This is a genomic window from Flavobacterium chungangensis (assembly GCF_042654045.1).
GTDB lineage: Bacteria > Bacteroidota > Bacteroidia > Flavobacteriales > Flavobacteriaceae > Flavobacterium > Flavobacterium chungangensis.
Genome location: NZ_JBHSFY010000001.1, coordinates 623,199 through 647,221, shown reverse-complemented (window position 1 = coordinate 647,221; position 24,023 = coordinate 623,199). Strand labels below are relative to the sequence as shown.

Genomic DNA, 24,023 nt, shown 5'->3' with positions numbered 1-24,023 from the left:
GTTTTACCGCAAAGTTGCACAAAGACTTCGCAAAGTTACACAAAGATTTATATAATTTTTTCCTTTGTGAATCTCTGTGAAGTCTTTGTGTAACTTTGTGAAATAACTTATTTTCCTGTAAATTCAGCTTTACGTTTTTCTAAGAATGCTGTGGTTCCTTCTTTAAAATCCTCGGTTCCAAAACATTCTCCAAATGATTTTATTTCAGTATCAAAACCATTTTTACCGTCTTTAAAGTTGGCATTGATTGCTTTGATTGCTTTTCCAATTGCGAATGGTGCATTTTTGATAATTTTCTGAGCGATTACGTTTGTAAATGACAGAAGTTCTTCTTGAGGCACAACATGATTTACTAAACCGTAATCTTTTGCTTGTTCAGCAGTAATCATAGCTGCGGTCATAATCATTTCCATTGCACGTCCTTTTCCAACTAATTGCGGTAAACGCTGTGTTCCACCATAACCAGGAATTAATCCTAAAGTTACTTCTGGAAGTCCCATTTTTGCATTGTCCGAAGCAACTCTAAAATGACATGCCATTGCCAATTCTAATCCGCCACCAAGAGCAAAACCATTAACGGCTGCAATAACTGGCTTTTTAAGGTTTTCAATAAAATCAAATAAAGACTCCTGTCCTTCAGCAGCTAGTTGTGCGCCTTCAACAGTGGTATAATTTGCAAATTCCGAAATATCTGCTCCAGCAACAAAGGCTTTCTCTCCGCTTCCGGTTAAAATAATAACACGAACATCATCATTTTTAGATAATGATTGAATAGCATTACTCAGATCACTAATGGTTGCTTTGTTTAAAGCATTTAATTTAGTTGGTCTGTTAATAGTGATGGTAGCAACTTTTTCTACAATTGAAATTAAGATATTTTCGTAATCCATGACGCTATATTTTATGAGTTGGTGATAGGGAGAGAAACCGTAAATGTTGTTCCTTTTCCGTAAGTTGACTCAAAGGTAATTGTTCCTTTGTAATTTTCGATAATGTTTTTGATAATTCCTAGTCCAAGTCCCATACCACTAGTTTTGGTAGTAAATTTTGGTTCGAAAATTCTTCCGATATCTTGTTTCTGAATACCGATTCCGTTGTCTTTTACGGCAATTTCAACATCGTTATTTCGCCTTTTTACCGAAACTACTATCGATTTCTGAAATTGACTTTCTGGAATAGCCTGAGTGGCATTTTTAACCAAGTTGGTAATCACACGAATCAATTGCGTACGATCCATTTTGGAAATGATTTCTTCTTCTTCTTTTTCAAAAGAAATATAGTCTTCATTAAAAATATCCAAAGCCAATTCGACAACCTCAACTACATTTAAAGTTTCATTTTGCTGTGCCGGCATCGAAGCAAAGTTCGAAAATGCCGAAGCCACAGCCGTCATGGTATCAATCTGCTGAATTAAAGTTTCGGAGTAATCATTCATTTTCTGTTTCACATCTGGAGCAGCAGGGTCAAATTTTCTTTGGAAACTCTGAACCGTCAAACGCATCGGCGTAAGCGGATTTTTAATTTCGTGCGCGACCTGTTTCGCCATTTCACGCCAAGCTTCTTCACGTTCGCTTTGCGCTAGTTTGATAGCACTGGTTTCCAATTTGTCCACCATTCCGTTGTAAGCTCTAATCAAGAAATTAACCTCTTTGCTGTTGGCTTCCAAAACAATTTTTTCGTTTTTCTGATCCAGATTAGTCTCTTCTAGTCTCTCAGAAATTGTTTTTAATGATTTCGTGATATACGTTGAAAGGAAATACGCCAATGCAAAAGCAACAATCAGCATAAAAGAATACACCTGACTCAAACGAATCAGGAAAGTATTCAACTCATTATCGTAATAGCCATCATCTTCTAAATAAGGAAGATTCAGGATTCCGAGCGGTTTGAATTTTTCGTCTTTAATTAAACTGTATGAAGAGCGGTTTTTGACTCCGTCGATAGTTTTAATATCCACAAAACGTTTTTCGATGGAAGAACGAACCAGTTTAAGAATGTATTCTGGAATTGGAGGTGCAATTTTATCTACAGCAAAAGACTCTTTGGATGACTTTAAAAGTTTTCCATCCAAACTATAAATATTGATTTCAATTTTATGAATTTGCGCTAACTCGTGGATTTTATCTTTAAAAATTAAATCTAAATTCTGAGTTTTTAGTGGATAAGTTGTAGTCGCCAGAACATAATTGATGTGTTCTTTTACCGCATTTTCTTTTCGTTCTAAACGTTCCTGATGGTATTCTTTTGCCTCAGTTTTAAACTGAATAATCGAAATTGAAGCCAATAAAAAAGATGCCACAACAATCAATACAATCATCGACAGGAAAATCCTGGTACGAAGTGAAAGCATTGTCATTTTTATGTTGAGCATAATTTTAGTATTCAGTGTTCAGATTGTTAGTGTTCAGTTATTTTAAAGATTTTAAACTGTGTTACAAAAATTAGAGACAAAGATCGAAAAACTGATCACTAAAAACTGACCACTGACCACTATTTCCTCTCTCTAATTCTTTTATAAAAACGGAAACCCAGCATAATTAAAACCGAAAATAAAATGATTCCGATTACGCCGAAAATCCAGTTGATCGCACTTTTTAAAACTACTAAAAAGACAACCGCAAATAGAATAATCGTTGCGCCTTCATTCCATAAACGCATAAAATTATTGGTATATTTTACCTCATCGTTTTGCAGCTGCTTAAAAATCTGATGACATTTTCCGTGATATAAATATAAAAGAAAAACAAAACATAATTTTACGTGCATCCACGGCATTTTGATCCAAACACTTCCTGCATCTGTAAAAAACAACATCCAAAAAGCAAAAATACTCGCCAAAACCGCCGAAGGCCATGTAATAATATACCACAAACGGTAGGCCATTATTTTGTATTGCGCCTGTAAAATCTCTTTTTCTGGCGAAGGTTTTTCATTGGCTTCAATTTGGTACACAAACAAACGCACAATATAAAACAAACCCGCAAACCAAGTGATCACAAAAATAAGGTGCAGTGATTTTAAGTAATTATAGTATTCCATTATTTTCGGTTTAAAGTTTCAGGTTTAAAGTTTCAAGTTATCAACTTTGAGAAAAACTTGAAACCTGAAACTTGAAACTAAATATTATTTCGCCCAATCATTAATCCAGTTACTTACCGTCTGACACCATTCGTCGTCATCATTCAAACAAGGGATTGCTAAGAACTCTTCTCCTCCATTTGCTTCAAAATCTTCTTTGGCGCGCATGGCGATTTCTTCCAAGGTTTCTAAACAATCTGAAACGAAAGCTGGTGTAACAACTGCCAATTTCTTGATTCCTTTTGCTGGCATGTTATCAATTTCAACATCGGTATAAGGCTCTAACCATTTATCTCCCGCTAAACGCGATTGAAATGTCAGGCTGTATTTATCTTCAGGAAGTCCCAATAACTTTACAACTTGTTTCGTTGTTTCGTAACATTGGTGACGATAACAAAATTCGTGCGCTGGTGAAGGCGTGTTGCAACAAGAACCGTCAATTTTACAATGTGATTTAGTTACATCCGTTTTGCGAATATGACGCTCTGGAATTCCGTGGTAAGAGAACAATAAATGATCGTAATCAAAACCAACTAAATGTTTCTGGATTGAATCGGCTAAATTCTTGATGTAATCCGGTTTATTATAAAATGCCGGAACATCTGTAAACTTCATGTGTGGGAATTTCTTCTTACGAATTTCCTCTGCTTTTACTAAAATAGTCAAAGTAGAAGCCATTGCATATTGCGGATATAATGGAAAAAGCATTACATCTGTAACTCCTTTGTCGCTTAATTCCTGAAGTCCTTTTTCAATGGTCATGCTTCCATAACGCATTGCTAAAGAAACTGGAACATTTACTAAAGGTTGTACTTTTTTCTGCATTCTTTCTGAAAGAACAACTAACGGTGAACCTTCTTCCCACCAGATTTTTGCGTAAGCATGCGCAGATTCTTCTGGTCTTTTTCTTAAAATAATACCTCGAACTAATAATGCTCTCAATAAATACGGAACGTCGATCACGTATTTATCCATTAAAAATTCATCTAAATAAGGTTTAACATCTTTTGGAGTTGGACTTTCTGGAGATCCAAGATTTACTAATAATACGCCTTTCATTATGTTCTTTTGCTTTAAGCTTTTTATTTGTTTTTTAAATTTCGTCAAAAGTATTTCATGATACTTTACCGAAATATGATATTTATTACTTTTTAATTATGTACTTATTTATAAAATTGATATTTGAAAACATCTTTAATTTTTATCTTTTTTATATGTATCGAATAGTTTTCCTAACAATTTAAACTCTTTCTCTGTTCCAAAATTTTCTATTTCAATTTCTTTTTTAGAACTAATAAGATAAAATTGACGGCAGGAAAGACAAATCTTAGCTATACCTGAAATTTGATTTTTCTTTTTAAAAACTAAAATATCTCTATACTGAGGAGCACAAGCATATACACTTTCTAACATCTTTAAAGAAGATTTCTCCAAAAAAATATCGCTTTTTAAATACTCAGCATCTTTTTGAGATATTGTAAACTTAGTAAAACCGTCAGAATTAATAGTTTTATAAAAGAGATCATTATTTATTTTGTCTGGATAATCATCAAAAAAGATTTTATCTAAAACACCATTGTCAATACTTTTACTATTGTTCTTTCCCATTTCTTCTTCTTTACTTTTATTCAATGAATAATATTCAATCTTATCAAAATCAAAAAACATTCTTTCTTCTTTTGATTTACAAGACAGAATTAAGAAAAGAAATAAAACTATAGAATATCTTTTAACCATTAAACATTCGCATTAATCGACATTAAATACTTTTTGGGAGTTGTGGCAAACTTTTTCTTGAATGCCGCAATAAAGTGACTTCCTGTACTGTAACCGATTTTCAACCCTACTTCGTTTACATTATATGATCCGCTATCTAAAAGTTTTCGCGCGAAATCCATTTTGTAATCGAAAAGGAAACCGTATACCGTGTCGCCGTAAATTTGTTTGAAACCCATTTTAAGTTTCTTCAAATTCAAACCAATTTCGTCTGCCAATTCTTGCAATCCTGGCGGTTCGGCCATATTAGCGATAATAATTTCTTTAGCTTTTCTAATTTTCAAAACATTATCTTCATCAATTAAAAACGGACATTGTTCTGCGTTTGGATCTTCGGTTCTATTAAAGTACAAACTCAATAATTCGTATCCTTTTCCTTTATAATAAAGGTTTTTTATAGATGGATGAAGGTTATAATGAAACAACTGACTCAGCACAATCGCCATTGACGGACTGATATTTCCTTCGTTATAATACTTTTTGTCCTTATTGTCTGGGCTTAAAAAAGTAATATAATCGGCTTCGGCAGAAAACAACGCGTGAAATTTTTTAATCGATACAATTACCGAAATCGCCCAAGAGTTTGGAGCCAATTCTAAATTTAGCGGTAATTCTTTCTGCGGGTTATATAAAAGCAATGATTTTTCTTCTTTCAATTCTAAAGCATAATTGCCTTGATTGAACAAGAATTTTGCATTTCCTTTTATCCCGAAGTGAAACTGTATCAGGCCAGTACCTATTATTTCATGCTGTGCATAAAATGGCTCCAGACCATCATTTTGAAAACGGATCAGCGTAAAGTCGTCTTCAATTTTTATAATTTCTTGAGAACCCATAGCGATATTTTTTTGAAACAAAAATCGAAACAAACTCAAAATGTTATTTAGAACGACTCTAAACTAATCACTTCAAATGAGTTGATTTTGCTACAAAAGTAGTCCTTTTTACTCAAAAACACCTATTTAGGTTCAAAAAAACATACAGCGACATAAAAAGTACTTTTAGCGTTATTTTTATCGATGGTATAGTAATAATTTTGTTGCACTTTTATGAAAGTGAATTTATGGAAAACAATAACGTACCGAAACACCTTTATTTTTACTCAGTTGGTCTGAGTTATAAAAAAGCTGATGCTGAGGTTAGAGGTCAATTTAGTTTGGACGCCGTTGCGAAAACGCGATTGCTGGAACAAGCTAAAAACGATGGAATAGAAAGTTTACTGGTTACTTCAACTTGCAACAGAACCGAAATCTACGGTTTTGCCGAACACCCATTTCAATTAATAAAACTGATCTGCGACAACAGCAACGGTTCTGTTGATGCTTTTCAAAAAGTTGGTTTCGTTTACAAAAATCAAGAAGCAATTAATCATATGTTTCGCGTAGGAACTGGTTTAGACAGTCAGATCTTAGGCGACTTTGAAATTATATCTCAAATAAAAACCAGTTTTACACATTCAAAATCAATGGGATTAGCCAATGCTTTTATGGAAAGATTGGTCAATGCGGTAATTCAGGCAAGCAAAAGAATCAAGACTGAAACAGAAATCAGTTCTGGTGCTACTTCGGTTTCTTTTGCATCTGTACAATATATTTTGAAGAATGTTGAAGATATCAGCAACAAAAACATTTTACTTTTTGGGACTGGTAAAATCGGAAGAAATACGTGCGAGAATTTAGTAAAACATACCAAAAACGAGCATATCACTTTAATCAACCGAACTAAAGACAAAGCAGAGAAATTAGCAGGAAAGTTAAATCTTATTGTTAAAGATTATTCTGAATTACATTTAGAACTTCAAAAAGCCGATGTTGTCGTTGTGGCAACAGGCGCGCAAAACCCAACAGTTGACAAAGCGATTTTGAATCTTAAAAAACCTTTGCTGATTCTGGATTTGTCTATTCCGAAAAACGTAAATGAAAACGTAGAAGAATTAGAAGGTGTAACTTTAATCCACATGGATTATTTGTCTCAATTGACAGATGAAACTTTGGAAAACAGAAAATTACACATTCCGGCAGCTGAAGCCATCATCGAAGAAATCAAAGAAGAATTTGTCACTTGGATGAAAGGCCGAAAATTTGCTCCGACAATTAATGCTTTAAAAGAGAAATTAAACGCTATTAAAGCTTCGGAACTAGATTTTCAAAGTAAAAAAATTGCCGATTTTAATGAGGCGCAAGCTGAAATCATCAGTAACAGAATCATTCAAAAAATCACTACACATTTCGCAAATCATTTAAAAGACGACGATACCATGGTTGATGAAAGCATCGAATGGATCGAGAAAGTCTTCAAAATAAAAGCATCTTAGTTTTTAATTTAAACCATTAAGATATTAAGAAAGTTAAGATTTGAGCAGTAATACTTAATAAATATTAAACCATTAAGATATTAAGGAAATTAAGTCCAAGCTTTGTCAAGAGAATTAAGCCAAACTATTCTTGAACACAAAGCTTAATTAACTTAATATCTTAAAGGTAAATAATAAGTTCTATGACAAAAAAAGAGGTAACGCAATTGGCTTATGAAATTACAGGTTTTGCTATAAAAGTGCACAAAGCTTTGTGACCTGGACTTTTAGAAAGCATATATGAAAAGTGCCTTAAATATGAATTAGAACGAAACGGATACGATGTAAAACAACAATTAGTTGTTAAAATTGATTATTATGATCTTGAATTTGAATCAGATTTAAGAATTGATTTACTTGTAAATGATTGTGTAGTTGTGGAATTAAAAGCTATAGAAAATTTATTGCCCATTCACGAAGCCCAATTATTAACATACATGAAATTATTAGAAAGACCTCAAGGTCTATTGATAAATTTCAATACAACAAACATAACAAAATCAATGAAACCTCTTGTAAATGATCATTTTGCAAGATTAATAGATTAAATTTAACCATTAAGATATTAAGAAAGTCAAGCTTAATTTTCTTGACAAAGATTGACTTAATTCTCTTAATGCCCTTAATGGTAAAAAACAAAAAATGGCAGAAAAAACAATCAGAATTGGAACGCGCGATAGCGAATTAGCACTTTGGCAAGCACATACTGTCGAGAAAAAACTAAACGACTTAGGCTATAAAACCTCGATTGTTGCGGTTAAATCTCAAGGCGATATTATTCTGGATAAACCTCTTTACGAATTAGGGATTACCGGAATTTTTACCAAAACGCTTGACATTGCTATGATCAATGGCGATGTTGACATTGCTGTACACTCTATGAAAGATGTTCCAACGGCTTTACCAAAAGGTATCGTTCAAGGTGCTGTTTTACCAAGAGCCAATGTTCTGGATATTTTAGTTCATAAAGGAAATCCTGATTTTACAAATCCAAGTACTATTGCAACAGGAAGTTTGCGTCGCCAAGCACAATGGTTCAATAAATACCCAAATCATACTGTTGTAGATTTACGCGGAAATGTGAATACACGTATGCAGAAATTGCAGGACAATGATTGGGACGGAGCTGTTTTTGCAGCTGCAGGTTTAGAGCGCATCAACTTAAAACCTGAAAATTATATCAATTTAGATTGGATGATTCCTGCTCCAGCACAAGGCGCAATGCTTGTCGTGGGAATGGAAAATGACAATTATACATTAGATGCCCTTTCGCAGTTAAATGATATCGAAACTGAAATTTGTACCTATATCGAACGTCAGTTTTTGAGAACGCTTGAAGGCGGATGTACTGCCCCAATTGGAGCTCTAGTAACATATAATGAAGATGAAGATACTTTGCATTTTCAAGGTGTTTTACTTTCTATTGACGGAAAACAAAAACTAGAAATCAACAAAACGGTTGATATTTCAGAATGGAAAAAATTAGGTTTCAACTCTGCTCAGGAGATTTTGAATAATGGTGGAACAGAATTAATGCAAAAAATTAAAGAATCTTTGAAGAAATAATGGCAAACGCAGTTCAAATACTATCTACTAAAATATTATCCCCTCTTCATAAACAAGAGTTGATGAAATATGGCGTAGAATTAATAGAAGCCGATTTCATTAAAACCGAAAACAAACCCTTCGAATTAAAAGACATTAACGAAAGCCTGATTTTTACAAGTCAGAATGCTGTTCACAGTGTTCTATCAGACCCAAAATCCGAAGAACTAAAAAAGAAAAACGTGTACTGCGTGGGTCTTAAGACCAAAACGCTTTTAAGCGATAATGGTTTTAATGTAGTGGCTTATACCGGCTATGCATCAGATTTAGCAGAAATTATCACTTTGATTTATGCGAATGAAAGCTACACTTTTTTTAGCGGAAATCTTAGAAGAGACACTTTGCCTGAAGCTTTCAAAGAAAACGGAATTAAATTCAATGAAATTCAGGTTTACGAAACCACACTTCAGCCACAGAAAATAAAAGCAAATCCTGAAGCGATTTTGTTTTTTAGTCCTTCTGGAGTCAAAAGTTACTTGAAACATAATACCATAAATAAACAAATCTGTTTCTGTATTGGAGACACTACTGCAGAAGCGCTATCAAAAATCACAAAAAACATCATCATTGCAGATCAGCCCACAATTGAAGATGTGATCGAAGATGTCATTCACGAATACAAATAAATTAAAGCAATAAGCTTTAGGCAGTAAGCCGTAAGCAAAAAAATCATAGTTAAAAACAAGCTTAAAGCCTAAAGCTTAAAGCCTAAAGCAAGAAAAAATGTTAAAAAACGACCTATTTTTAAGAGCATTAAAAGGAGAAACTGTGCAACGTCCGCCGGTATGGATGATGCGTCAGGCAGGAAGATATTTACCTGAATTTAGAGAACTTCGTGATAAATATGATTTTTTTACGCGTTGTGAAACTCCAGAATTAGCTGCTGAAATTACAGTTCAACCTATCCGAAGAATCGCTCCCGATGCTGCGATTTTATTTTCGGATATTTTAGTAGTTCCACGTGCTATGGGAATTCATGTAGAATTAAAAGACAATTTGGGACCAATAATTCCAAATCCGATTCGTTCTTTGGCAGATGTTCATAAAGTTTACGTTCCAGATGTAAATGAGACTTTAGGCTACGTTTTTGACGCTGTGAAATTGACTAAGGAAATGCTGAATGATGAAGTTCCGTTAATTGGTTTCGCAGGTTCGCCTTGGACTATTTTCTGCTACGCTGTTGAAGGAAAAGGTTCTAAAAGTTTTGATACTGCAAAAGGATTCTGTTTCTCAAACCCAGCTGCAGCACATACTTTATTGCAAAAAATTACCGATACGACTATTTTATATTTAAAAGAAAAAGTAAAGTCGGGAGTAAATGCCGTTCAAATTTTTGATTCTTGGGGAGGAATGCTTTCTCCTGTTGATTATCAGGAATTTTCATGGAAATACATCAACCAGATTGTTGACGCTCTAGCTGATATTACTCCTGTTATTGTTTTCGGAAAAGGATGCTGGTTTGCTCTTGGCGAAATGGGTAAAAGTAAAGCTTCTGCATTAGGAGTTGACTGGACTTGTTCGGCTAGAAATGCTCGTTATTTGTCTGGTGGAAACATTACTTTACAAGGAAATTTTGATCCGTCAAGATTGCTTTCTCCAATTCCAACTATCAAGAAAATGGTTCACGAAATGATCGATGAGTTTGGAAAAGATAAATATATCGTAAATTTAGGTCACGGAATTTTACCAAATATCCCTGTAGATCATGCCAAAGCGTTTATTGACGCTGTGAAGGAATACGGGAATTAAGTGGTCAGTTTGCTGTTGACTTCCTGCAAGGTTTTCAAAACCTTGTAGGTATAACTAAGCAACAATCATACTTAGAAAAAAACACCTGCAAGGTTTTCAAAACTTTGTAGGTATAAAACTAAGAACCAATTGAATAAGATAGAACACCTATAAGGTTTTGAAAACCTTGCAGGAAATGAGAATGAGAAAGAATGAAGTTAGAAGTTCTGGAAAAAGATGGTTACTACCATATTTATAATCGAGGAATTAATGGAACAAATATTTTTGAAAATGACTCTAATAAACTTTATTTCTTAAAGCAATTAGCAAAATACTTGGAGAATAAAGTATCCATCTTTGCTTATTGTTTAATGAATAATCACTTTCATTTAGTTATTCGACTAAACTCTGAAGAAAAAGAAGTGACACAAGCATTTTCAAATCTATTTAATTCTTACGCGAAAGCATACAATAAACAAACCAATAGAACTGGAAGCTTATTTGAAAAACATTTTAAAAGAATAAAACTAAAAGATGAAAATTATCTAAAACAACTTATTCTTTACGTTCATTTAAATCCAAAGCATCATTTCGATTCAGATTTTACCGGCTTTAAATTTTCATCTTATCAAGCCTTTTTATCAAATAAAGAAACTAAAATAGAACGAAATGAAGTTTTAAGTCTATTTGGAGATTTAGAAAATTTTATCTTTTGCCATAATCAAAAAAATGAGTTTTTAAATGAAACTTATACTTTTGAATAATTCAGTTCTGTCGTGCAAGGTTTCCAAAACCTTGTATATTTATATTTTTAAAATCTAGATTTAATATCTATTAAGAAATACCTACAAGGTTTTGGAAACCTTGCAGGAAAACTAAAAAAAATGCTCAACAAAGGTTTACGAGACGAAGAAAAAATAAGAATCGACAATGTTCTGAAAACGTTGCGAACTCTTGTTTTTGTGCCTTATCCTCTGAGTCACTTGCAAATAGCGGATATCGAAAATCAGCTAAAAGAATTTGCATTAAACATCGAAACTTTAATCGATTATTCCAACGAAGATTTAATCACATTATTAATGCGTCTTCATTTTGATTGGAATCAATTAGAACAATTTGCTGATATTTTAATTGAATTTTCTAAAACAGAAAACTATAATTTTACAGGAAAATCATTAGCCGTTTATCAATACATCCAACAAGAAAGCAAGGTTTTTTCTTTCGGAATTAACACTAAAATTACTGCTCTAAAAGACAAATAAAAATGAGTTTTACAGATTGGAAAATAGACCGAATTGAAAATATTCTTCCCCAAGAATTCTATAAATTAATTGATAAGAATAGAAATCATATCGGACACACTTTTCCTGTTACGCTGGCTAATTCGGACTCACCAGAAAATGCCGAAAACTTTATATCGGTTAGTAAAGACAAAGAAAAAAACAGCGAAGGATATTATTTTTATGCCCGAGAAATTGACACAAATGATTTAATTGGTTATTTGTGTGTAAAAACGATTGATTATCGCATTTCAAAATGTGAATTGGGTTATTTTATCGACGAAGATTTTCAAGGAAAAGGGATCACATCCAAAATGGTATCACATGCCTTGGAATTTTGCTTTAACGAATTACTGATGAACAAAGTTTTCATTTGTACATCAGAAGTTAATCTGGCGAGTCAGAGTATCGCATTGAAACATAATTTTAAACAAGAAGGAATTTTAAGAGACGAATTTCGAAATGGTGACGGCGAATTGCAAAACACTGTTTACTTCGGATTGCTTAAATCAGAATACATTAAACCATGAAAGACAAATTTTACGCATACATACAAAACTTACAAGACCAGATTTGCGCTGGATTAGAAGCTGTTGAAGGAACTGCAAAATTCCGTGAAGACTTATGGAAACGTCCTGAAGGCGGAGGCGGAAGAACGCGTGTTATAGAAAACGGGAATGTTTTTGAAAAAGGCGGTGTCAACATTTCAGCCGTTCATGGAAAACTTCCTGAAACGATGCAAAAAATGTTTGGCGTTGGCGAAGCCGATTTCTTTGCCTGCGGATTAAGCTTGGTCATTCACCCGAAAAACCCGATGGTTCCTACCGTGCACGCCAATTGGCGATATTTCGAAATGTATGATGAAAACGGAAATGTAATCGAACAATGGTTCGGCGGCGGACAGGATTTAACGCCTTATTATTTGTTTGAAGAAGATGCAAAACACTTTCATCAAACTTGTAAATCGGCTTGCGATAAACACAATCCAGAGTTTTATCCGAAATATAAAAAACAATGCGATTCGTATTTTTGGAACGCACATCGTAATGAAGCCCGCGGACTTGGCGGTTTATTCTTTGATTATTGCAAAGCAAATGAGCAAATGTCAATGGAAAACTGGTACGATTTTGTAACTGAAGTTGGTAATAGTTTTCTGGAAGCTTATGTGCCAATTGTAGAAAGAAGAAAGAATTTAGAATATACTCCAGAAAACAGAAACTGGCAGGAAATCCGTCGCGGTCGTTATGTGGAGTTTAATCTAGTACACGATAAAGGAACTTTATTCGGATTAAAAACCAACGGAAGAATTGAAAGTATTTTAATGAGTTTGCCTCCGCATGTGCAATGGGTTTATGATCATCATCCAGAAGCAGGAAGTGAAGAAGAGAAATTGATTAATGTATTGCAGAACCCTATTGAATGGGTTTAAAAATTTTTTTAAATTATTTGCTATAAATATTCAGCTTCTCCGAAGCTGTTTTTTTTTAAATCTAAAATAGCTTCTGAGAAACCAAATATTTATAGAACAATTAATCTACCTCTCCACAAAGCCCCAGAGGGGGCGAAATAAAGGAAACCATATATAACAATAAACCATCTAAAAAATATCTATGTCGCTCCGCTGGAGCTTTTGAAACTTATCTATAATTTTTTGCTATAAATATTCAGCTTCTCCGAAGCTGTTTTTTTTAATCTAAAATGGCTTCGGAGAAGCCAAATATTTATAGAACAATTGACCTAACTCTAAATAAAGCTCCAGAGGGGCGAAATAAAGGAAACCATATACAACAAATAAACCATCTAAAAATATCTATGTCGCTCCGCTGGAGCTTTTGAAACTTATCTATATTTTTTTGCTATAAATATTTAGCTTCTCCGAAGCTGTTTTTTTTAATCTAAAATGGCTTCGGAGAAGCTGAATATTTATAGAACAATTGACCTAACTCTAAATAAAGCCCCAGAGGGGCGAAATAAATGAAACCATATACAACAAATAAACCATCTAAAAATATCTATGTCGCTCCACTGGAGCTTTTGAAACTTATCTATAATTTTTTGCTATAAATATTCAGCTTCTCCGAAGCTGTTTTTTTTTAATCTAAAATGGCTTCGGAGAAGCCAAATATTTATAGAACAATTGACCTACCTCTGCATAAAGCCCCAGAGGGGCGACATATTTGCCCAATACAAAAAAAGAAATACTTATCTTACAAGTTAAATTTATTAATTAGCTTTACGTTTAATAATTTTAATTAAAATGGCAAACACCTATTCTCAATTGTACGTTCAAATTGTTTTTGCTGTAAAAGGAAGACAAAACTTAATTTCCAAAAAATGCAAAGATGAAATTTACAAATACATTACAGGAATTATTACCAATCAGAAACAAAAATTGATTGCAATTAACGGAATGCCAGATCATATTCATATCTTAGTTGGAATAAAACCCAATGTTTCGATATCAGACTTGGTAAGAGATATTAAAACAAGTTCATCCAAATTCATAAATGAGCAAAAATGGATAAACGGAAAATTCGAATGGCAAACAGGTTTTGGTGCTTTTTCATACGGACATTCACAATTGACACCTGTTATAAAGTACATTGAAAATCAAGAAGAACATCATAGAACTAAAACGTTTAAAGAAGAATATATCATGTTTCTAAAATTATTCAATATTGATTTTAAAAATGAATATATTTTTGATGATGTTTAATTTTATGTCGCTCCTCTGGAGCTTAAATCTGATTTGATTATTATACTTGCTATAAATATTTTGCTTCTCCGAAGCATTTCTTAAATACCACATGATCTTGAAACTGATTTACATCACATTTTTTATCAGCTTTTTTGGATGTTTTGCCCAAAACGTTTCCCTGCACAATTCGTATTTTAAATCTTATAACGATAAAATCACTGCCAGCGTTTATTATTTAGACACTTCCAATAGTTTTCAAATTGCTTCAGGTCAGGATTCGCAAACGTATGTGAATCTAATTCCAAATCGGAGAGAACAGATCGGTTTTACTATAAATTATAAAATCGTTGATATTACGATTGGTTTCGCTCCCAAATTTCTAAGTCAGAACAAGGGTGATTCTCATTCCAAAAACTTTAATTTCAACACCCGTTTTTACTATAAAAAATGGATGCAGTCTTTTACTTTTATCAACCAAAAAGGATTTTACATTAGCGATGATAATATCATTGCACAGCTGCCAAACATGCGAACAACAAAAATTGGCGGATCGACAGCTTACATTTTTAATGATAAATTCTCTTTTAAAACATTGGTGAGCCAAAACGAATGGCAAACCAAAAGCTCTGGAAGTTTTATCCCTTCATTTTCTTTTTACTACACCAATCTCGATTTAAATACTCCCGATTCATCTCCTGGGGATCTTTATGTATTCACTTTGGCTCCCGCCTATTTTTATAATTTCGTAATCAGTGATCGCGTTTTAATTGGTGCAGGACTTGCTTTGGGTGGTGGGTTAAATGTTATTGATAAAGAAACCTCAGCTTTATACCAAGCCGATTTCAATTTAAAACTGGCCTACAACAAAGACCGTTTCTTTGGTTTTGCCAGTCTCAATACCGTAAGTTTTGCGCAAGATGAAAAAGTAGATCCAAGATTGAATGACAATATTGCTACGGTAAAACTTTCTGTTGGTTACCGATTTGATCCTCCAAAAAAAGTAAAAGAAGTCTACGACAATGTCAATAAAAAAATAGGTTTGTAAGAAATCTTAACCCGAAATAAGCATACAGCCCAATTAAAATGCTTAAATTACAGAGATTTATAAAAACTAAAATTCATTGTTATGAAAGGTATAAACAGCGAACAGTTAAATCTCATGCATTCTGGAAAAGGTTTTATTGCAGCATTAGATCAAAGTGGCGGCAGTACACCTAAGGCATTATCGCAATATGGCGTTGAAGAGAGTCAATACACAAATGATGAAGAAATGTACACTCTTGTACATGAAATGAGAACTAGAATTATTAAAAGTCCCGTTTTTGACAGCCAATATATTTTGGGTGCTATTTTGTTTGAAAACACAATGGATCGAAAAATTGACGGACAATGGACAGCAGATTATCTTTGGGAGAAAAAACATATTATTCCATTTCTAAAAGTAGACAAAGGTCTTGCCGATCTTTCCAATGGCGTTCAGTTAATGAAACCGATTTCTAATTTAAACGAATTGCTTGATCGCGCTGTAGAGCGAAAGATTTTTGGAACCAAAATGCGTTCTGTTATAAAAGAAGCAAATCCAAAAGGAATTCAGGAAGTGGTGAAACAGCAATTTGAAGTTGGTCTGCAGATATTTAAGAAAGGACTTGTTCCGATAATTGAACCTGAAGTGGATATTTACAGTACTGATAAAGAAAAATCAGAACAGATTTTGAAAGATGAAATTCAAAAACACCTAAATTCTTTAGACCAAGACGTGAAAGTTATGCTGAAACTTTCTATCCCGACTATAAATAATTTTTACAGCGATTTAATGACTAATCCTCATGTGGTTCGTGTTGTAGCGCTTTCTGGCGGATATTCTCGAGAAGATGCCAATCAGAAACTAGCAGAAAATCATGGACTGATTGCGAGTTTTTCAAGAGCTTTATCAGAAGGGCTTAGCGCTGGGCAATCTGACGCTGAATTTAATTCGCAACTAGGAAATTCAATTAAAGAGATTTACGAAGCTTCCATTCAATAAAATCATAAAAAAATCCCTGAAGAGTTTCAGGGATTTTATTTTTCAATTATTTAGAAGTCATTTCTTCGGCTATGTCTAAAGTCTGTAGAATGATGTTTTTATCAGATTTGAAAGAATTCAGCTTAAAAACAAATTTCAATTTATTGTCGATTAGCTTTTTAGGCGATTCTATAACAATATCCGAAAACTGCGAAGAAATTTTAGTCATTCGATCCAATTCAGAGTCTTTTGCGTTTTTACCAAATGTTTTAACTGTTTGCGCAATATTCAGTTTTCCAGAAATATAGTTTTTGCTCAAATCTTTCTTGGTGTCTTTTGCAAAAGATCCGTTTCCTGAACCAAAATACTCTTTTGTATTGGCAACAATTACCACGTCTTTATCTTTCAGAATAAATATATTATCATATTCCTGAGTTCCAGCAATCGTGTAGATATTTCCATTTTGAACCAATACTTTTTTGCGAACACCCAATTGCAATAATTTATCTCCAAATGTTGGATGTGTAGAAGTAAAAATTACAGAAAACAACGGAATCTCTTTTTTCACTTTCTCCTCCGTTATTTTTTCTTCATAATTCTCATCGTAGCCATATTTTTTGCTCATTACCTCAACTTCTTTCACATCATATAAAAACGCGCTTAAATCGCCATCAAAAAGCTTTGCTGTAGCTTCTTCATCTACAATGGTCGAAATTAAATCTGTTATAAGTGTAATATCTTCTTTGGCGAATTTCGGATTTTGAAATAATTCTGTCATTAATGACGGAAAGTTTTCTAACGCCGCTTTTGTATTGGCATGATACGAAATGTACCCCAAAGGTTTCTGAGCAGGGAAATAAGTAAAGATATTTTTATTGATCTTTCTATTGCTGATTTTACTCACAACATTCGCAATCTCTGGAGAATATTCTACCTCTTCTTCGATTCGGGCATTATCATTATCAAAATAAAAATCTAAATTGATGCCCTTTATAAAATTCCCAAAATTATTCTGCATTGGCAAATATTTATCATAACCGCCAAATAATGAAAGCGGATAATTATACATGGAATACAAACTAGACATCATTCCGCCATAATTTACCCAAGAAGAAATATCAGGAGCAACATTGATTTTTGGAGAAGTCGGAGCTGAAAATCCGTTTTCGAATAACGCTTTTATGATTTCTCGCTGCTTTTCAGCTAATTTTTTATCAAATTCTGCTTGTTCAACAGTATACTCTTCATACGGATTTCCATCGTACAAAGAATCATTCTCTACCGGTTCTTCAAATACTATTGGATCGGTACTTTTTGCTGGAGGTACAGGAATTGTTGGCGGATAAACTGGCGCTTCAATTACAGTAGTCTCTTCATAAGGTTCAGATATTGCTATAGAATCTGTTGCTACAGCAGTTTCTGCAACATCATAAAATTTAGAAGGAAGTCGTTTGGTCAATTCAATAACAACCAAATAATTGTCGTTCCAGACAAACGATCTTTTTACTCCGTTTGGTGTATAAACTTCGTATTTTCCGAAATCTTCAATTGAACTGTTCGTTCCGTTTGCTCCCTGCTTTTCGATTAAATATTTTCTAACAGCTTCTCTGCTTTTTACCGGAATCGTAACTTGGTAAAACGGAACAGAATCTAAGAAGTTCCCGTGAATGGTAATTTTTTCATTCAATTTAATAATAGCAGCATATTTACGAAGATCAAAATCAGGCTTTTTACGGATGTATTTGGTTAAAATCGGATGATTTAAAACCTCATTGATGCTGACTTTTTTAGAAAGCTGACTTCCGTTAAACTGTACAAAATAATCGTATTTTTCTGGAACGGTCTGTCCAAAAGAGAAATACGTGGCGAATAGAAAAATGAGTGTGTAAAAATGCTTCATAAAATCAAGGCGTTAATTGGATGGTATTATTCATTAATGTCGATTTTTTAAAAACGCTGTACATACTTTGTTTTAAAAAAACCGTCTTTTTGTTTTTGGAAATTTTGCTGTTTGCATTGTCTGCAGACAGAATATCTTTATCGAAACTATAAATGGCGATGATGCTAGCTTCTTCGAGATCTTTCTTTTTCTTTGGGTCGTTTACGACTTTTTCTGGAACGGGATACAAAGCAATTCTTTCGAAAGTTTTGCCGCTTCCGCTAAAGTGAATCTGATCGCGCTGATTGTTAATTGTATTTACAACGGCGTTCAGTGCTTTCAGATTGGCGTAGTTGAGTTTGATAATGAAAACGTAATTCTGAAAATCTGTTTTGGTGCTAACGCTGGAAATTCCGTTAATCTTTAAAGCTTTTTCTTTAAAATCACTGAGCTTTGCGGTAATTTCTTGTTCATTCGGAATTTTTACGCCATCGACTTCTTCCAACCAAATAGCCGATTTAGTTTTAAACCATGATCGCGAAAAGTCGATGATAAGAGTATATTCACCACTTTGATCGTCGTGATGTTTGATTCTTTCTGTAATCTCAAAACAACTCGTTAAGAGCAAACAACAAAATAAAGCGAGAATTTTCTTCATTAGACAAATTTAGATGGAATATTCTGAAAAACCATACTTTGGTTGAAACAATAAAAAATTCAAATTTTTAGATAATATTAACTCATTCTACAACAAGCCAAACGCCTTATTTTGTTCCTTTTTCTTTAACTTTGCGCCACTCATTAAAAAGTGAGATAAACTTCAAAAAAAAATAAAAACAACTGCAGTTTTAGAAATAGCTTTTCAGTCTGAGTTTCAAAGAAATCAACTAAAAAATCTAAAATCTAAAATCTAAAATCTAAAATCTAAAATTATATGTTCCCATTACAAAGAGGCAGAAGATTAAGAGTAAATGAATCCATTCGTTCTTTAGTTCGTGAAACCAGTTTAAGTCCATCGGATTTTATGTTTCCAATGTTTATTGCTGAAGGCGAAAATGTAAAAGTTGAAATTCCGTCAATGCCGGGAATCTTCAGAAGATCAATAGATTTAACAGTTGAAGAAGTAAAAGAACTTTTTGATTTAGGAATTCGCGCCGTAAATATTTATGTAAAAGTTAGCGAAGACCTAAAAGACAATACCGGAAAAGAAGCTTGGAATGCTAACGGATTAATGCAGCAAGCCATTCGCGCCATAAAAGCAGCTTGTCCAGAAATGATCGTAATGCCAGATGTGGCATTAGACCCATATTCTATTTATGGTCATGACGGAATTATAAAAAATGGCGATGTAGAAAACGACAGCACAGTTGATGCTTTGGTAAAAATGGCCATTTCTCACGCAGAAGCTGGTGCCGATTTTGTTGCGCCAAGTGATATGATGGACGGACGTGTTTTACGCCTTCGCGAAGGTTTAGATGCTGCTGGATTTCAGAATGTTGGCATCATGAGTTATTCTGCTAAATATGCTTCAGCTTTTTATGGTCCGTTTAGAGATGCTTTAGATTCGGCTCCAAAAGAAGCTGATGTTGTGGTTCCAAAAGATAAAAAAACATACCAAATGGACTATGCAAACCGTATAGAAGCGATTAAAGAAGCGTTGTCTGACGTTGAAGAAGGCGCAGATATGGTTATGGTAAAACCAGGAATTGCTTATTTGGATATTGTTCGCGAAATAAAAAATACGGTACATGTTCCTGTAACTGTTTATCAAGTTTCTGGTGAATATGCCATGATTAAAGCGGCATCTGAAAGAGGCTGGCTAGATCATGACAAGATTATGATGGAACAATTAATGTGCATTAAACGTTCGGGTGCCAATCTTATTTCGACTTATTTTGCTAAAGAAGCAGCAGTACTTTTAAAGAAATAAGATGAAAAAGGTTTTATTTTTAGCTGCTGTTTTAGCTTTTGCTTCTTGTAAAAAAGAAAGTTCCGAAGCTGCAACTACAGTAACAGAATCGGTTTCTGAAGGCGAATCGGCGAAAGCCAAAACTCCAGAAGAATTAGGAAAACAACTTTTTGAAAGCACTGGAAATTGTTTTGCCTGCCATCAGCCAGATCAAAAAGTAATTGGCCCAAGCATTAAAGAAATTGCCAAAATCTACAAAGATAAAAATGGCAATATCGTTACTTTCTTAAAGGGAAATGCAGAACCAATTGTTGACCCAAGTCAGTTTGAGGTTATGAAAACCAATTTTGCTATTACTCAGGCCATGTCTGATGATGAATTAAAAGCAATTGAAGCATACATTTACAGTCATTTAAAATAATCACAGATCAGATTATGTTCCGTAGGAAAATTTCATCGGTAGTAGAAAATTATGTTATAATGCATTTACGTTCCGTAGGAACGTTTGATATGCTAGACGGCTAAAATTTATATCCAAATGAAACGTTCCTACGGAACGTTAATAATTGGGATCATCAATATTTTTTTTCTGAAATGTTCCTACGGAACATCGTTTGATTATCTCAAAATAGTAAAGGGCGGTTCCGAAATTCGGAACCGCCCTTTTTTTGAATTATTAAAATTGATTACCAGATTTTAACTCGTTTTTCTGGTTCAACATACATTTTATCACCTTTCTTGATATCGAAAGCTTTGTAGAAAGCATCAACATTCTGAATTGGAACGTAAGCTCTGTACATTCCTGGAGAGTGCGGATCTGTTTTCACTTGATTTTTGATCGCTTCGTCTCTAGTTTTTGTTCTCCAAACCGTAGCCCAAGAAATAAAGAAACGCTGTTCTGGAGTAAATCCGTCGATTAAACCTGGGTTTCCATGAGCTTTCAAATACAATTGCAAACCGTCATAAGCAGCATTGATTCCGCCTAAATCTCCAATGTTCTCACCTAAAGTAAAATTACCATCAACGTGAATTCCCGGCAACGGCTCAAGAGCACTGTACTGATTTGCTAAATCTGTTCCAAGAGCAGTGAATTGTTTCAAATCATCTTCTGTCCACCAGTCAACCAAATTTCCTTCTGCATTGTAACGTGCACCAGAATCATCAAATCCGTGCGAAATCTCGTGACCAATTACAGCACCAATTCCACCATAATTAACCGCTTCGTCAGCTTGATAATTATAGAAAGGCGGTTGTAAGATTGCAGCTGGGAATACAATTTCGTTATAAGATGGATTGTAGTAAGCATTTACCGTTTGAGGCGACATATGCCATTCTGTTTTATCAACTGGTTTAGACAATTTATCGATGCTTTTCTTAAATCTCCATAACGCTAAGTTTTTAGAATTCTCAAAATAGCTTCCTCCTTCTGCAATGCTTTTAATTTCTAAAGCCGAATAATCTTTCCATTTATCAGGATATCCAACTTTAATCGTTATTTTGTTCAGCTTTTCGATTGCTTTTGCCTTAGTGTCTTTAGACATCCAAGTTAAATTGTTAATACGGTTTTGGTAAGCCGTAATAACATTATGAATCATATCAAGAGCTTTTGTTTTAGCCTCAGCTGGAAAAACCTTCTCTACATAAAGTTTTCCAAGAGCTTCACCAACATTTCCGTTAACAACATTCAATGCTCTTTCTTCAGCCGGAAGCTGTTTAATTGCACCTCTTAATGTTTTGCTGTAAAAATCAAAATTAGCTTGATCAATTGCTGTTGTCAATTTACTTGCAGAATTGTTTAATAAATCCCATTTTAGGTATTCTTTCCATTGTGCAACTTTATTTTCTTTGAAAACAGTTTCTAAAGCCGTCATATATTTAGGCTCAGAAACAATTACATTCTGTAAATTAGTAATTCCTAAACCTGCAAAATATTCGTTCCATTTAATAGCAGGAGTCAATTTTTGAAGTTCAGCAACTGTCATTGGATTGTATTGCAAACGGCTGTCTCTTCTTTCAACTCTGTTTAATCTTGGTTGTGACAATTGTGTTTCAAGAGCTAAAATTTCGGCAGCGCTTTGTTTTGCCTTTTCTGGAGATTCTCCAATAAACTGAAGCATTCTTGCAACATGCAATTCATATTTCGCACGTTTTTCTTTAGAATCTTTGTCATCAGAAGTATAATAATCTTTATCTGAAAGTCCTAATTGGCTTGGGCCTAAATTTACAGAGTTTTTAGAACTGTCTTTATCATCAGCTCCAATGTAAATTCCGAAAAATCCAGCATTTCCTTCTTTTTCCATTTCAACCAAATATTTCTGAACATCGGCAATGTTTTTAATTGCGTCAATTTTTTTCAGATATGGTTTTAATGGCTCGATTCCTTTTTTATTTCTTCCAATAGAATCTAAGTAAGTATTATACAGATTAACCGCTTTTCCTTGATCTGTATTCGATTTGTACTTTGGATTTTTTGAAGCCTCCTGCAAAACTGCCATAACATCTTTGTCAGTTTTCTTAATCAGTTCATTAAAACTTCCCCATGTCGTACGATCACTCGGGATTTCTGTTTTTTCTAGCCAAGTACCGTTTACATATTTGAAAAAATCCTGACTTGGGCTAATATTTGTATTCATGTACGAAACATTAATACCTGGTTCCTTTGGAGCATTTTGAGCTTGGGCTGCGGTAATTGCAAACATTGCAGATATCACACCAAACACAGGTTTAGCAAATTGTTTTTTCATAAAAAATTATAGTTTAAGGGAAAATACAAACATATTGTTATTATTTCAAAAATTATGTTAAAATTCTAACTGTACAGTCAAAAAGACGGATAAATTTCACAAATAGAACTTAAACATTGAGTATATGTCTACAGATACTGGCAAAAGTTACAAAAGCCTGTTAAAAAAATAATCCAGTAAAGTTTTTAGAATCTGCTTTTTGTATTTTTGCGCCAAATTATTTTTATGAAATCGCTTTTATATAAATACCGCAAATTCTTCATTGTTCTAATAGTGTTTTCGGTTGTTACGATATCTTTGTTTTATTCTGCATTAAAACCAAAAAAAACGCTTCCGATTTACAATCCAGCCGATGTAAATCCTGAATTGGTAGATAGTACAGTTCAATATAAAAGCAAATACCATACTATTGCCGATTTTTCTTTTATCAATCAAAATGGCGATACCATTACCCAGAAAAACTACGAAGGAAAAATTTATGTTGCCGATTTCTTCTTTACCACTTGCGGATCGATCTGCCCAAAAATGTCAACTAATCTTGTTGAGGTACAAAAAGCAGTTTTAAACAATCCGAAAGTAATGTTGCTTTCTCATACTGTTTTTCCTGAAGTTGACAGTGTTTCGGTTTTAAAAGCTTATGCCATTAAATATGGGGTTGTGGACAGCAAATGGAACTTGGTTACCGGAGACAAAAAAGAAATCTACACTATGGCTAGAAAATCGTATTTGGCTGTGAAATTGGGTAGACCAGATCAGCTTTATGATATGGTACATACGGAGAATTTTGTTTTGGTCGATCAAAAAAGACGAGTTAGAGGTTTTTATGACGGAACAAATAAAGAAGATGTAAAACGTCTTTTAGAAGACATCGAATTTCTTTCTCAAGAGTAAAATCCCTTATTTTTAGAAACATTTAGCATTTGTGGAAGTGTTAAATGCCTTGAAATAAAGAATAATTGCCTACTTTTGCA

23 protein-coding genes and 1 pseudogene are annotated in these 24,023 nt (G+C 33.7%); 15 read left to right on the top strand and 9 right to left on the bottom strand.

Annotation, left to right across the window (positions count from 1 at the left end; all coding sequences use genetic code 11):
• Positions 1 to 107 precede the first annotated feature (107 nt).
• The 6 genes from ACFO3N_RS02870 to ACFO3N_RS02845 all read right to left on the bottom strand — a co-directional run bounded on the left by ACFO3N_RS02870 (position 108) and on the right by ACFO3N_RS02845 (position 5,690).
• Positions 108 to 890, bottom strand: a complete 783-nt coding sequence (locus ACFO3N_RS02870) for an enoyl-CoA hydratase/isomerase family protein (protein ID WP_379795141.1) — start codon at positions 888 to 890, stop codon at positions 108 to 110.
• An 11-nt stretch (positions 891 to 901) separates the two neighbouring features.
• Complete coding sequence (locus ACFO3N_RS02865; RefSeq protein WP_095930222.1) at positions 902 to 2,317, bottom strand: sensor histidine kinase; 1,416 nt, start codon at positions 2,315 to 2,317, stop codon at positions 902 to 904.
• 173 nt (positions 2,318 to 2,490) lie between these two features.
• The gene (locus ACFO3N_RS02860; RefSeq protein ID WP_379795140.1) at positions 2,491 to 3,039 is read right to left on the bottom strand and encodes a CopD family protein; all 549 of its coding nucleotides are present in this window, start codon (positions 3,037 to 3,039) and stop codon (positions 2,491 to 2,493) included.
• Positions 3,040 to 3,123: 84 nt separating this feature from the next.
• Positions 3,124 to 4,137, bottom strand: a complete 1,014-nt coding sequence (hemH, locus tag ACFO3N_RS02855) for a ferrochelatase (RefSeq protein WP_250834714.1) — start codon at positions 4,135 to 4,137, stop codon at positions 3,124 to 3,126.
• Between the two features lie 135 nt (positions 4,138 to 4,272).
• Complete coding sequence (locus ACFO3N_RS02850; protein WP_379795139.1) at positions 4,273 to 4,746, bottom strand: hypothetical protein; 474 nt, start codon at positions 4,744 to 4,746, stop codon at positions 4,273 to 4,275.
• A gap of 68 nt (positions 4,747 to 4,814) precedes the next feature.
• The gene (locus ACFO3N_RS02845) at positions 4,815 to 5,690 is read right to left on the bottom strand and encodes a helix-turn-helix domain-containing protein (RefSeq protein WP_095930219.1); all 876 of its coding nucleotides are present in this window, start codon (positions 5,688 to 5,690) and stop codon (positions 4,815 to 4,817) included.
• Positions 5,691 to 5,917: 227 nt separating this feature from the next.
• On the opposite strand from ACFO3N_RS02845, the gene hemA reads away from it, so the two are divergent.
• The 12 genes and pseudogenes from hemA to ACFO3N_RS02785 all read left to right on the top strand — a co-directional run bounded on the left by hemA (position 5,918) and on the right by ACFO3N_RS02785 (position 16,541).
• Complete coding sequence (gene hemA, locus ACFO3N_RS02840; protein WP_250834712.1) at positions 5,918 to 7,168, top strand: glutamyl-tRNA reductase; 1,251 nt, start codon at positions 5,918 to 5,920, stop codon at positions 7,166 to 7,168.
• A gap of 182 nt (positions 7,169 to 7,350) precedes the next feature.
• Positions 7,351 to 7,755: pseudogene (locus ACFO3N_RS02835) on the top strand (GxxExxY protein).
• A 94-nt stretch (positions 7,756 to 7,849) separates the two neighbouring features.
• A complete protein-coding gene (hemC, locus tag ACFO3N_RS02830) occupies positions 7,850 to 8,773 on the top strand; it encodes a hydroxymethylbilane synthase (protein ID WP_379795138.1) in 924 nt (307 codons plus the stop codon).
• Positions 8,773 to 9,438 (top strand): uroporphyrinogen-III synthase, encoded by a 666-nt coding sequence (locus ACFO3N_RS02825; RefSeq protein ID WP_095930217.1) that lies wholly within the window; start codon positions 8,773 to 8,775, stop codon positions 9,436 to 9,438. The genes hemC and ACFO3N_RS02825 overlap by 1 nt, the downstream gene beginning before the upstream one ends.
• Positions 9,439 to 9,535: 97 nt before the next feature.
• Positions 9,536 to 10,561, top strand: coding sequence for a uroporphyrinogen decarboxylase (gene hemE / locus ACFO3N_RS02820; RefSeq protein WP_111377708.1), 1,026 nt, complete (start codon positions 9,536 to 9,538; stop codon positions 10,559 to 10,561).
• 191 nt (positions 10,562 to 10,752) lie between these two features.
• On the top strand, positions 10,753 to 11,304 hold the full coding sequence (locus tag ACFO3N_RS02815; RefSeq protein ID WP_379795137.1) for a transposase: 552 nt from the start codon (positions 10,753 to 10,755) through the stop codon (positions 11,302 to 11,304).
• Positions 11,305 to 11,424: 120 nt separating this feature from the next.
• A complete protein-coding gene (locus ACFO3N_RS02810) occupies positions 11,425 to 11,802 on the top strand; it encodes a hypothetical protein (RefSeq protein ID WP_379795136.1) in 378 nt (125 codons plus the stop codon).
• Positions 11,803 to 11,804: 2 nt separating this feature from the next.
• Entirely contained in the window at positions 11,805 to 12,350 is a 546-nt protein-coding gene (locus ACFO3N_RS02805) for a GNAT family N-acetyltransferase (RefSeq protein ID WP_379795135.1), read from the top strand.
• On the top strand, positions 12,347 to 13,249 hold the full coding sequence (hemF, locus tag ACFO3N_RS02800; RefSeq protein WP_379795134.1) for an oxygen-dependent coproporphyrinogen oxidase: 903 nt from the start codon (positions 12,347 to 12,349) through the stop codon (positions 13,247 to 13,249). Before ACFO3N_RS02805 ends, hemF begins: the two co-directional genes overlap by 4 nt.
• 828 nt (positions 13,250 to 14,077) lie before the next feature.
• On the top strand, positions 14,078 to 14,536 hold the full coding sequence (gene tnpA, locus ACFO3N_RS02795; protein WP_379795133.1) for an IS200/IS605 family transposase: 459 nt from the start codon (positions 14,078 to 14,080) through the stop codon (positions 14,534 to 14,536).
• Positions 14,537 to 14,627: 91 nt separating this feature from the next.
• Positions 14,628 to 15,563, top strand: a complete 936-nt coding sequence (locus tag ACFO3N_RS02790; RefSeq protein WP_379795132.1) for a DUF4421 family protein — start codon at positions 14,628 to 14,630, stop codon at positions 15,561 to 15,563.
• Positions 15,564 to 15,653: 90 nt separating this feature from the next.
• Entirely contained in the window at positions 15,654 to 16,541 is an 888-nt protein-coding gene (locus ACFO3N_RS02785) for a fructose bisphosphate aldolase (protein WP_379795187.1), read from the top strand.
• A gap of 46 nt (positions 16,542 to 16,587) precedes the next feature.
• On the opposite strand, the gene ACFO3N_RS02780 is transcribed toward ACFO3N_RS02785, so the two are convergent.
• Positions 16,588 to 18,420, bottom strand: a complete 1,833-nt coding sequence (locus ACFO3N_RS02780; protein WP_379795131.1) for a hypothetical protein — start codon at positions 18,418 to 18,420, stop codon at positions 16,588 to 16,590.
• A gap of 4 nt (positions 18,421 to 18,424) precedes the next feature.
• Complete coding sequence (locus tag ACFO3N_RS02775; RefSeq protein ID WP_379795130.1) at positions 18,425 to 19,057, bottom strand: hypothetical protein; 633 nt, start codon at positions 19,055 to 19,057, stop codon at positions 18,425 to 18,427.
• A gap of 276 nt (positions 19,058 to 19,333) precedes the next feature.
• Here ACFO3N_RS02775 and hemB point away from each other — a divergent pair, with 276 nt between their 5' ends.
• Both hemB and ACFO3N_RS02765 read left to right on the top strand, forming a co-directional pair.
• A complete protein-coding gene (hemB, locus tag ACFO3N_RS02770; RefSeq protein ID WP_379795129.1) occupies positions 19,334 to 20,329 on the top strand; it encodes a porphobilinogen synthase in 996 nt (331 codons plus the stop codon).
• Position 20,330: 1 nt separating this feature from the next.
• Positions 20,331 to 20,729 (top strand): c-type cytochrome, encoded by a 399-nt coding sequence (locus ACFO3N_RS02765; RefSeq protein ID WP_379795128.1) that lies wholly within the window; start codon positions 20,331 to 20,333, stop codon positions 20,727 to 20,729.
• 265 nt (positions 20,730 to 20,994) lie between these two features.
• On the opposite strand, the gene ACFO3N_RS02760 is transcribed toward ACFO3N_RS02765, so the two are convergent.
• Positions 20,995 to 23,052 carry a M13 family metallopeptidase gene (locus ACFO3N_RS02760; protein ID WP_379795127.1) on the bottom strand — a complete coding sequence of 686 codons (2,058 nt, stop codon included), beginning with the start codon at positions 23,050 to 23,052 and terminating at the stop codon, positions 20,995 to 20,997.
• Positions 23,053 to 23,277: 225 nt separating this feature from the next.
• On the opposite strand from ACFO3N_RS02760, the gene ACFO3N_RS02755 reads away from it, so the two are divergent.
• On the top strand, positions 23,278 to 23,943 hold the full coding sequence (locus ACFO3N_RS02755; RefSeq protein ID WP_095930204.1) for an SCO family protein: 666 nt from the start codon (positions 23,278 to 23,280) through the stop codon (positions 23,941 to 23,943).
• The last annotated feature ends 80 nt before the right edge of the window (positions 23,944 to 24,023 follow it).

Coding starts and splice junctions, on each gene's coding strand:
- ACFO3N_RS02870 (WP_379795141.1), bottom strand. CDS start 890: ATGGATTACGAAAATATCTTAATTTCAATTGTAGAAAAAGTTGCTACC.
- ACFO3N_RS02865 (WP_095930222.1), bottom strand. CDS start 2,317: ATGATTGTATTGATTGTTGTGGCATCTTTTTTATTGGCTTCAATTTCG.
- ACFO3N_RS02860 (WP_379795140.1), bottom strand. CDS start 3,039: ATGGAATACTATAATTACTTAAAATCACTGCACCTTATTTTTGTGATC.
- hemH (WP_250834714.1), bottom strand. CDS start 4,137: ATGAAAGGCGTATTATTAGTAAATCTTGGATCTCCAGAAAGTCCAACT.
- ACFO3N_RS02850 (WP_379795139.1), bottom strand. CDS start 4,746: ATGTTTTTTGATTTTGATAAGATTGAATATTATTCATTGAATAAAAGT.
- ACFO3N_RS02845 (WP_095930219.1), bottom strand. CDS start 5,690: ATGGGTTCTCAAGAAATTATAAAAATTGAAGACGACTTTACGCTGATC.
- hemA (WP_250834712.1), top strand. CDS start 5,918: ATGGAAAACAATAACGTACCGAAACACCTTTATTTTTACTCAGTTGGT.
- hemC (WP_379795138.1), top strand. CDS start 7,850: ATGGCAGAAAAAACAATCAGAATTGGAACGCGCGATAGCGAATTAGCA.
- ACFO3N_RS02825 (WP_095930217.1), top strand. CDS start 8,773: ATGGCAAACGCAGTTCAAATACTATCTACTAAAATATTATCCCCTCTT.
- hemE (WP_111377708.1), top strand. CDS start 9,536: ATGTTAAAAAACGACCTATTTTTAAGAGCATTAAAAGGAGAAACTGTG.
- ACFO3N_RS02815 (WP_379795137.1), top strand. CDS start 10,753: ATGAAGTTAGAAGTTCTGGAAAAAGATGGTTACTACCATATTTATAAT.
- ACFO3N_RS02810 (WP_379795136.1), top strand. CDS start 11,425: ATGCTCAACAAAGGTTTACGAGACGAAGAAAAAATAAGAATCGACAAT.
- ACFO3N_RS02805 (WP_379795135.1), top strand. CDS start 11,805: ATGAGTTTTACAGATTGGAAAATAGACCGAATTGAAAATATTCTTCCC.
- hemF (WP_379795134.1), top strand. CDS start 12,347: ATGAAAGACAAATTTTACGCATACATACAAAACTTACAAGACCAGATT.
- tnpA (WP_379795133.1), top strand. CDS start 14,078: ATGGCAAACACCTATTCTCAATTGTACGTTCAAATTGTTTTTGCTGTA.
- ACFO3N_RS02790 (WP_379795132.1), top strand. CDS start 14,628: ATGATCTTGAAACTGATTTACATCACATTTTTTATCAGCTTTTTTGGA.
- ACFO3N_RS02780 (WP_379795131.1), bottom strand. CDS start 18,420: ATGAAGCATTTTTACACACTCATTTTTCTATTCGCCACGTATTTCTCT.
- ACFO3N_RS02775 (WP_379795130.1), bottom strand. CDS start 19,057: ATGAAGAAAATTCTCGCTTTATTTTGTTGTTTGCTCTTAACGAGTTGT.
- hemB (WP_379795129.1), top strand. CDS start 19,334: ATGTTCCCATTACAAAGAGGCAGAAGATTAAGAGTAAATGAATCCATT.
- ACFO3N_RS02765 (WP_379795128.1), top strand. CDS start 20,331: ATGAAAAAGGTTTTATTTTTAGCTGCTGTTTTAGCTTTTGCTTCTTGT.
- ACFO3N_RS02760 (WP_379795127.1), bottom strand. CDS start 23,052: ATGAAAAAACAATTTGCTAAACCTGTGTTTGGTGTGATATCTGCAATG.
- ACFO3N_RS02755 (WP_095930204.1), top strand. CDS start 23,278: ATGAAATCGCTTTTATATAAATACCGCAAATTCTTCATTGTTCTAATA.